Genomic DNA, 8023 nt, shown 5'->3' with positions numbered 1-8023 from the left:
TGTGCCAAGCTCGACGCGATCGGATTCCACTCCCTGGAGGTGTGGGGGGGGGCCACCTTCGACGCCTGCGTGCGATTTCTCAAGGAGGACCCCTGGGAGCGCCTGCAGTCGCTCCGCGAGGCGCTCCCCGATACCCCGCTGCAGATGCTGCTGCGCGGGCAGATCCTGCTTGGCTACCGTCACTACGCGGACGATGTCGTCGAGCGGTTCGTCGCGCGTTCGGCCGACAACGGGATCGATATCTTCCGGGTCTTCGATGCGTTGAACGACCTGCGCAATCTCGAGACCGCCATGAAAGCGGTCAAGGCCAGCGGCAAGCATGCCCAGGGAACGATCTGCTATACCGTCAGTCCGGTTCATACCCGTGACATGTACGTCGAGCAGGCCAAACGACTCGTCGACATGGGCGCCGACTCCATCGCGATCAAGGACATGGCGGGTCTGCTGACGCCGTACGCGACCGGCGAGCTGGTGCAGGCGCTGGTCGAGGCGGTGGACGTCCCGATCCATCTCCACGCCCACGCGACATCCGGACTCGCCTCCCTGAGCCAGATGAAGGCGATCGAGGCGGGGTGTCGCCACATCGATACCTGCATCTCCGCCTTTGCCGGAGGCACCAGCCATCCGTCGACCGAGGCGATGGTCGCGGCGTTCCAGGACACCCCCTATGACACCGGCCTGGATCTGGTGGCGTTGAAGGAGATCGGCGACTACTTCCGTGAAGTCCGCAAGAAATACGCGGCTTTCGAGAGCGAGTACACCCGCGAGGATGTCAGCGTGCAGATCTGGCAGGTGCCGGGCGGCATGATGTCGAACCTCGCCAACCAGATGAAAGAGCAGAACGCCCTGGGCCGGATCCAGGACGTGTTCGACGAGATCCCCAGGGTCCGTGCCGATCTCGGCTATCCGCCGCTGGTGACGCCGACCTCGCAGATCGTCGGCACCCAGGCGGCCATGAACGTGCTGACCGGCGAGCGTTACAAGTCGATCACCAACGAAGTGAAGCGCTACCTGCTGGGCGGTTACGGTCAGCCACCCGCGGAAGTGAATGCGGAGGTTCGTCGCAAGGCGATCGGCAACGAGTCGGTCGACGATGGCCGGCCCGCCGACCACATCAAGCCCGAGATGGCCAGGCTCGAGCAGGAGATCGGCGATCTCGCCAACAGCGAGGAGGACGTGCTGACCTTCGCCATGTTCCCCGATCTCGGGCGGGAGTATCTGCAGGGGCGGCGCGACGGCACCCTGGTGGCCGAACCGATTCCGGCCGCCGAAGCCTCCGGCGGCGGCGGCGGCCGGCCGGTGTCCGAGGGCGTGCCGACCGAATTCGTCATCGACGTTCACGGTGAGTCCTACGAGGTGCAGATCACCGGCGTCGGCAGCGGTAGCGGCCGCAAACGCCGGGTCTACCTGACGCTCGACGGCATGCCCGAAGAAGTCGTGTTCGAGGCCAAGGACGAGTTCGTCCAGGAAGGCAAGGGTGGCGGACGGGCCAAGGCCAGCTCTCCGGGGCATGTCACCACGTCGATGCCGGGGAATATCGTCGACGTGCTGGTTGCCGAGGGCGACAGCGTGAAGGAGGGCCAGGCCGTGCTGATCACCGAGGCCATGAAGATGGAAACCGAGGTCCAGGCGAGAATCAGCGGCACGGTCAAGGCCGTCCATGTGGCCAAGGGGGACCGGGTGACGCCCGGCGAGGTGCTGGTCGAGATCGAATAGCGGGCCGCGGTCGCTGCGGCGTCACGACGAAAAACGCGGAGCCTGGGCTCCGCGTTTTGTCGTTCAGTGGATCGGACGCGTGGCGCCTGACGCCACGGCTTACTCCTCGACCTGGATGATCTTCATGGTGTTGGTGCCGCCATGGGCGTTCATGTGATCGCCGCGGGTCAGAATGACGTGATCGCCCTTGTCGGCGAGCCCGCGGTCGACCAGTTCCTTGATCGCGCCGGCATTGATCTCGGTCAACGGGAAGCGCGAGCTGTCGAAGACCAGTGACACCACGCCCCGGTACAGTGCCATGCGACGTTGAACCATGGGCGTTTCGGCCAGCGCCACGATCGGGAGGCCGGACCGGATGCGCGAGGCGATCAGCGGGGTGTAGCCGGAGGCGGTCAGGCAGGCGATCGCCACGACGCCGGAGAGGTGGTTGGCGGCGTACATGGCGGACAGCGCCAGGGTCTCGTCAATGCGGGTGAAGCCTTCGTGAATGCGGTGCTGGGACTGCTGCGCGGCGCGTTCCCGCTCCGCACCCAGGCAGAGCCGGTTCATGGCGCGAATGGTTTCCACCGGATAGTCGCCGGCGGCGGTCTCCGCCGACAGCATGACCGCGTCCGTGCCATCGAGCACCGCGTTGGCGACGTCGAAGACCTCCGCCCGGGTCGGCAGCGGCGACTCGATCATCGATTCCATCATCTGGGTGGCGGTGATGACGACCTTGTTGAGGGTCCGGGCACGCGCGATGATCCGTTTCTGCACCCCGATCAACTGGGCGTCGCCAATCTCGACCCCGAGGTCGCCGCGGGCAACCATGACGGCTTCCGAGGCCCGGATGATGTCGTCCAGGGTCTCCGGGTCGGCAACGGCCTCGGCGCGTTCGATTTTCGCGACCAGGCCGATCTCCTGGCCGGCCTCGCCGAGCAGCTCGCGGGCGTACTGCATGTCGGCGCCGCTGCGCGGGAACGAGACCGCGAGGTAATCGACGCCGATATCGATTGCCGTCTTGAGATCTTCCTTGTCCTTGTCGGTCAGGGCCGCTGCGGAGAGGCCGCCACCTTGCTTGTTGATGCCCTTGTTGTTGGTCAGCTTGCCGCCGACGACGACCTTGGTATGGATCCGGGGGCCGTCGATACGATCGACCTCGAGTACCAGCCGGCCGTCATCCAGCAGCAACTTGTCGCCCGTCTCGACGTCGTCCGCCAGTTCCTCGTAGTCGCAACCGACGCGCTCGCTGTCGCCGGCGTCGCGGTCCAGAGAGACGTCGAGTATGAAGGATTGCCCTTTTTCCAGTTTCACCCCGCCTTCTGCGGCAAAACGGGCGATCCGGATCTTGGGGCCCTGCAGGTCGCCGAGGGCGGCCACGGCCCGACCGTGACGGTCCGCCGCCTCGCGTACGGCCTTGAGGCGGCGCCGGTGATCCTCGGGATTGCCGTGGGAGAAGTTCAAGCGAACGACGTCGACCCCGGCTTCGATGATGGCGTCCAGCACCCCCTCGCGATCCGTGGCGGGCCCCAGGGTGGCGACGATCTTGGTGCGGCGAATCGGGCCGTGAAACGCGTGCTGCATGGAAATTCTCCTGGCAACTGAGTGAGTCGTCTCGCCGCGCTGGAAAATCGGTGAATCGAAGCGCGGCGATGACATGTGGTTATTTTACAACAAGCGAGCCATCCTGTCCGGAGCCCATTGGTGGGCTATTTCATCATGGACACGCCCATCATGGACAGGTCCACCGTGGACAGAGCCGCGCCGTCGACGCACCTCGCACCGTCGGGAAATGGCGCGGGTTCCGGCGGCAGCCACTGGCATCGCATCACGGTCGCGCGACAGGGTGATGACGACCCCTGCCCGAGTGTAGCGTGCCAAAGAGGGCATGACATGAAGGGAAGGCAGGGAGCGCGTGGACAATCCACATCCGCTGCTTGGAATTCAGCCGGTCAGCCCCATGATGAAGGGCCATTGACATGGTGCTGTCGTTGCTGCTCAAAGTCGAGCTACGGCTGGCGCCTCGAGAAAGGCTAGGGTAGGGTAGGCGGATTTTCCGGCCGGCCCTGGTAGCCAGGCGGCCGTCGAGCACGTCACCGGTCGCCGCACGATTAAGATCGCCGCACGATATAAAGAAGCAGGAGCGCTATGGGCAAGTCACTGGTTATCGTCGAGTCACCGGCCAAGGCCAAGACCATCAACAAGTATCTCGGCAACGATTTCGTGGTGAAATCGAGTGTCGGGCATATTCGTGATCTGCCGACCAGTGGTTCCTCCAAGCAGGCCAGCGATCCCAAGGAGCGCGCCAAGCAGGCGGCGATCACGCGCAAGATGTCGCCGGACGAGAAGGCGAGCTACAAGAAACAGAAGCAGTGGGACCAGCTGATCCGGCGCATGGGTATCGATCCCGAGCACGGCTGGCGGGCCAACTACGAGATTCTGCCGGGCAAGGAGAAAGTGGTCGACGAGCTCAAGAGGCTCGCCGACAAGAGCGACACCATCTATCTCGCGACCGATCTGGACCGCGAGGGGGAGGCGATCGCCTGGCATCTGAAAGAGACCATCGGCGGCGACGACTCCCGCTACAAGCGGGTGGTCTTCAACGAAATCACCAAGAACGCCATCCAGGAAGCTTTCAAGCAGCCCGGTACCCTCAATATCGCCCGCGTCGAGGCGCAGCAGAGCCGGCGTTTCCTGGATCGGGTGGTCGGCTTCATGATCTCCCCGCTGCTCTGGAGCAAGGTCGCGCGTGGACTCTCGGCGGGGCGCGTCCAGTCGGTGGCGGTGCGCCTGATCGTCGATCGGGAGCGCGATATCCGGGCTTTCGTGCCGGAAGAGTTCTGGGATGTGCACGCGGATACCGTGACCGCCGATGGCGAGCCGGTACGCTTCGAGGTCGTGCGCCAGAACGGTGAGACCTTCCGGCCGACTTCCGAGCAGGAGACCCTGGAGCGCATCGCCCCGCTGCGCCAGGAGACCCTGGAAGTCATCAGTCGCGAAACCCGGCCGACCAGTTCCAAGCCCAACGCGCCCTTCATCACCTCGACGCTGCAGCAGGCCGCGAGCGGTCGTCTGGGATACTCCGTCAAGAAGACCATGACGCTGGCCCAGCGCCTATACGAGGGCGGCTACATCACCTACATGCGTACCGACTCGACCAACCTGTCCCAGGATGCGGTCGCCGGGGTGCGCGACTACATCCAGTCGGAGTTCGGCGAACGTTACCTGCCGGAAGCGCCGAACCGCTACTCGAGCAAGCAGAACGCCCAGGAGGCCCACGAGGCCATTCGCCCCTCCAACGTCAGGCAGCGGGCGGACGAGCTGCCCGTCGAGCGCGATGCCCAGCGACTCTACGAGCTGATCTGGCGGCAGTTCGTGGCCTGCCAGATGGTGCCGGCGGAGTATCTCGCCACCACCCTGACGATCGAGATCTCGGGTTTCGAGCTCAAGGCCCGTGGCCGCGTGCTCAAGTTCGACGGCTATACCCGCGTGATGAAGCCGATCGCCAAGAAGGACGAGCAGACCCAACTGCCGGACATCGGCGAGAGGGCGAGCCTCACCGTCGACCGGATCGATCCTCAGCAGCACTTCACCAAGCCTCCTGCGCGCTACACCGAGGCCAGCCTGGTCAAGGAGCTTGAGAAGCGGGGGATCGGACGCCCCTCGACCTACGCGGCGATCATCTCGACCATACAGGACAGGGGCTACGCCAAGCTCGACAATCGGCGCTTCTACGCCGAGAAGCTGGGCGAGATCGTGACCGATCGCCTGGTGGAGTCGTTCAACGACCTGCTCGATTACGGCTTCACCGCGCGCATGGAAGACCGCCTCGACGAGGTCGCCGAGGGGCACGAGAACTGGCAGCAGCTGCTCGATGCCTTCTACGCCGATTTCAAGCGCAAGCTGGAGCGCGCCGAGGGCGAAGAGGGCATGCGGCCCAACGAGCCGATCGAGACCGATATCGCCTGCCCGACCTGCGGCCGGCCGATGCAGATCCGGATCGCGTCGACCGGCGTGTTCCTGGGGTGTTCCGGCTACAACCTGCCGCCGAAAGAGCGCTGCAAGACCACCATCGACCTGATCCCAGGAGAGGAGGCGGTGCCGGCGGAGGCTGACGAAGCCGCCGAGACGGAGGCCCTGCGTGCCAAGCGGCGTAATCCGAACACCGGTACGGCGATGGACAGCTATCTCATCGACGAGGGGCGCAAGCTCTACATCAGCAACGACGACGACGGTTACTACGAGATCGAGCAGGGGCGCTTCCGGATCAAGGGTTACGACGGCCCGGTGATCGAGTGCGACAAGTGCGGTTCCGAGATGCAGCTCAAGAGCGGGCGTTTCGGCAAGTACTTTGCCTGCACCAACGAGGCCTGCGGCAATACTCGCAAGCTGTTGAAAAGCGGGGAAGTCGCACCGCCCAAGATGGATCCGATCCCGATGCCGGAACTGGCCTGCCAGAAGGTCGACGACCACTACGTGCTGCGAGACGGTGCCAGCGGTCTGTTCCTCGCGGCCAGCCAGTTTCCCAAGAATCGGGAGACGCGCCCACCGTTGGTGAAGGAGCTCAAGGCGCACGCCGACGCCCTGCCCGAGAAGTACCACTTCCTGCTCGAGGCGCCGAGCGAGGACCCGGATGGCCGGCCCGCTCAGATCCGGTTCTCGCGCAAGGCCAAGAGCCAGTTCGTGATGACCGACGAGGACGGCAAGGCAACCGGCTGGCGAGCGGTCTACGAAGATGGCCGCTGGCAGGTGGAGGACAAGCGCAAATGACGTCGCCGGCCCGTACCAATCAGCTGCTCTATCAGGCCGAGCTGCTGCTGGCGATCGAGCCGGGCGACGACGAACATGCGATGGCGCGTCGCATGGCGCTGGAAGAGGCTGCGCTGGGGCAGCTGGAGCTGGCGCTGGATGCGCTGCTGCGCGAGGTCACCGAGCACACCGACCTGCCCCACGACGGCTGGCGTGCCTGGCTGGGAGCCACCTCGGTCAGCGTTGCCGAGCTGGAGCGCCTGCGTGGGCTGGCCGGCGACCCCGACAGTTGGCTTGCGCTGCTGCTGTCACGGGCGCAGGCGCTCCACGGCGATGACGGTGCGGCCCGTCGGGCTGCCCGCTCCGGGCTGATCGCCAGTGGCGGCGAGCCCGCGCTGGGGGACACGCTGCGCTGGTGCCTTGGCGAATTCAAGGCCCTGCTGTCGGACCTGCGCGAGGGCAGTAGCGAATGGTGACTGACTCTGGCCGAACGTGTTAGTCTGGATATAGACATCAACGACCGGGGCCTAGGCTCTGGTCGTTTTTTATTGGTCTCATCTTTGATTTGTGTCGTCACCGCCACGACAAGAGAGGTTAGCCGTGTCCGATACCGCGATTCTGGAAATCGTCGAACTCGCCAATGGAGAGGTGGTACTGCGTCCAGCGGAGGCCACGGGCGAGCCGCTGGTCTCGATCCGTTTTTCCGAGGAGGCCGTCGAGTTGTTGCGCCGCAGCCGCTTCGATGTGGCGCGCGAAATGCTCGACCATGCGATCACTCGCACCCATCTCTGGGAGGGCGACGAGGAAGATGCCGCCGAGGAAGCGCCCGCGACCGTGCACTAATGTCACTCCCTGGGGTTTTTCGATCTTCGCGCGATCGCCTCCCGATTACGCCGAGTGACGCGCCCGATGCTACTGGGTCAGTCCTGCGATCAGCGCCGTCACGATGGCAATCGCGACGGAAGTCAAGGCGATCACCAGCAGGCTGCGGCGTCGCGTGGCGCTGAAGATGAAGAAGTTGGGGAACGCGACGGTCATCGCGAGCATGGAGATTACCCATGAGTAGTTGGCCATCGAGCTGGCGGCTCCTGAGTCGATAGTGTGGCGTTTCGTTGACGGCGCATTATACAGATCATGAAGGCCGCTGCGTCGTTCGGGAGCGGGTGTTCCCGGAACCGTGACATCGAGAGCGTATTCGGGGGAGGGATGCAATGGCGACAGGCCGGTCAGTCACCGAAAGCGGTGCGCTTCGCCTCTCGACGGCCGTGGCCGCGTTCATCGGCGTCCTGGCGCTGACGGTCTCGGTGCTGTCCGGTTCCCAGGCGATTCTGCTCGATGGCCTGTTCAACGCGATCTACGCCGTGGTCGGTCTGTTCACGTTACGGGTGGGGCGATTGGTCGTCTCCCCCGACGACGACACCTATCCGTTCGGTTACGGCTACTTCGAATCGATGGTCAACGCCTGCAAGGGCCTGCTCATGCTGGGCGTCGCCGCCCTGGCACTGTTCAACTCCGTCACGGCGCTGCTGACTGGCGGCAACGCCATCGCCGCCGGCATATCGATCGTCTACGCGTGCCT

At 64.7% G+C, this 8023-nt stretch carries 7 protein-coding genes; 5 read left to right on the top strand and 2 right to left on the bottom strand.

Annotated features, from left to right (window positions below; genetic code table 11):
* Positions 1–1716, top strand: a 1716-nt coding sequence (oadA, locus tag AC3AYF_RS15350; RefSeq protein ID WP_487779947.1) for a sodium-extruding oxaloacetate decarboxylase subunit alpha, incomplete at its 5' end; no start/stop codon positions are given.
* A gap of 99 nt (positions 1717–1815) precedes the next feature.
* On the opposite strand, the gene pyk is transcribed toward oadA, so the two are convergent.
* On the bottom strand, positions 1816–3279 hold the full coding sequence (gene pyk, locus AC3AYF_RS15345) for a pyruvate kinase (protein ID WP_295037366.1): 1464 nt from the start codon (positions 3277–3279) through the stop codon (positions 1816–1818).
* 564 nt (positions 3280–3843) lie between these two features.
* Here pyk and topA point away from each other — a divergent pair.
* From topA to AC3AYF_RS15330, 3 genes are all read left to right on the top strand, one after another.
* Entirely contained in the window at positions 3844–6465 is a 2622-nt protein-coding gene (topA, locus tag AC3AYF_RS15340; protein WP_295037368.1) for a type I DNA topoisomerase, read from the top strand.
* Positions 6462–6920, top strand: a complete 459-nt coding sequence (locus AC3AYF_RS15335; protein ID WP_295037370.1) for a DUF6586 family protein — start codon at positions 6462–6464, stop codon at positions 6918–6920. Before topA ends, AC3AYF_RS15335 begins: the two co-directional genes overlap by 4 nt.
* Positions 6921–7044: 124 nt before the next feature.
* Positions 7045–7287: a hypothetical protein gene (locus AC3AYF_RS15330; RefSeq protein WP_087719842.1), complete on the top strand. Its 243-nt coding sequence runs from the start codon at positions 7045–7047 to the stop codon at positions 7285–7287.
* A 69-nt stretch (positions 7288–7356) separates the two neighbouring features.
* Here AC3AYF_RS15330 and AC3AYF_RS15325 read toward each other — a convergent pair whose 3' ends face one another.
* Positions 7357–7518 (bottom strand): hypothetical protein, encoded by a 162-nt coding sequence (locus AC3AYF_RS15325; RefSeq protein WP_487779946.1) that lies wholly within the window; start codon positions 7516–7518, stop codon positions 7357–7359.
* 137 nt (positions 7519–7655) lie between these two features.
* On the opposite strand from AC3AYF_RS15325, the gene AC3AYF_RS15320 reads away from it, so the two are divergent.
* Positions 7656–8023: cation efflux transmembrane domain-containing protein (locus AC3AYF_RS15320; RefSeq protein ID WP_487779945.1), on the top strand; the 368-nt coding region annotated here is incomplete at its 3' end.

The organism is Salinicola sp. (assembly GCF_982684285.1).
The sequence above is the reverse complement of the archived record's forward strand: the minus strand, read 5'-3'. Positions and strand labels throughout refer to the sequence as shown.